Origin of the sequence: Streptomyces niphimycinicus, from assembly GCF_018883605.1 — a bacterium.
GTDB lineage: Bacteria > Actinomycetota > Actinomycetes > Streptomycetales > Streptomycetaceae > Streptomyces > Streptomyces niphimycinicus.
The window spans coordinates 1-1302 of record NZ_JAHLEM010001150.1 but is presented as its reverse complement, the minus strand read 5'-3'; the positions used below and the strand labels follow the sequence as shown (position 1 = coordinate 1302).

The window sequence follows — 1302 nt, the reverse complement described above, 5'->3', positions numbered from 1 at the left end:
GCCGCCACCAGCTTCGCCGCATCGGCGAGCGAGAGCACACCCGCCACATGCGCGGCGGCCAGCTCGCCGATCGAGTGGCCGGAGAGGTAGTCCGCCTTCAGGCCCCACGCCTCGACCAGCCGGAACAGCGCCACCTCGATGGCGAACAACGCGGGCTGAGTGAAACCGGTCTGGTCCAGTGCGGTGGCGTCCTCGCCGAACAGCACATCCCGCAGCGGCCGTTCGAGATGCGCGTCCAGGTGGGCACACACCTCGTCCAGCGCGTCCGCGAACACCGGGAAGGTGTCGTACAGCTCACGGCCCATACCGAGCCGCTGGCTGCCCTGCCCCGTGAACAGGAACGCCACCTTGCCACCGGCCACCGAGCCCTCGACCAGGCCCGGCACCTCGGACTCGCCCCGCGCCAGCGCCGCGAGACCGGCCAGCAGCCCGTCCCCGCCGTCCGCGGTGAGCACGGCCCGGTGGTCCAGGGCGGCGCGGGTCGTGGCCAGCGAGTAGGCCACATCGGTGGCGGCCGGTGCGGGCTCGCCACCGAGGTGGGCCAGGAGCCGTTCGGCCTGGCCGCGTACGGCGGCCGGGGACTTGGCCGACAGCACCCACGGCACCGTCGGCAGCTCCACCGCCGGAGCGACGACGGGGGTCTCCGCAGGCTCCGGTGCCTGCTCCAGCAGGGTGTGCGCGTTGGTACCGCTGATGCCGAACGCGGAGACCGCCGCCCGGCGCGGACGGCCGGTCTCCGGCCACTCCCGCGCCTCGGTCAGCAGCTCCAACTCCCCGGCGGACCAGTCGACATGGGGTGTCGGCGCGTCCACGTGCAGGGTCGGCGGCAGCACACCGTGCCGCAGCGCCAGCACCATCTTCATCACACCGGCCACACCGGCGGCGGCCTGGGTGTGCCCGATGTTGGACTTGATGGAGCCGAGCAGCAGGGGCCGCTCTGGGTCCCGCTCCTGGCCGTAGGTGGCCAGCAGGGCCTGGGCCTCGATCGGGTCGCCCAGCGTCGTACCGGTGCCGTGCGCCTCGACCGCGTCCACCTCGGACGCGGACAGACCCGCACCGGCCAGCGCCTGCCGGATCACCCGCTGCTGCGAGGGACCGTTCGGCGCCGTCAGACCGTTGGACGCACCGTCCTGGTTGATGGCGGAGCCGCGCACGACCGCCAGCACCTCATGGCCATGGCGCTGGGCGTCCGACAGCCGCTCGACGAGCAGCATGCCCACACCCTCGCCCCAGCCGGTGCCATCCGCACCCGCCGCGAACGCCTTGATCCGACCGTCCTCCGCCAGCCCACGCTGACGACTG

General features: G+C 73.4%; 1 protein-coding gene. It reads right to left on the bottom strand.

The window, feature by feature from the left end:
• Positions 1-1302: acyltransferase domain-containing protein (locus tag KN815_RS48355; RefSeq protein WP_216348108.1), on the bottom strand; the 1302-nt coding region annotated here is incomplete at both ends.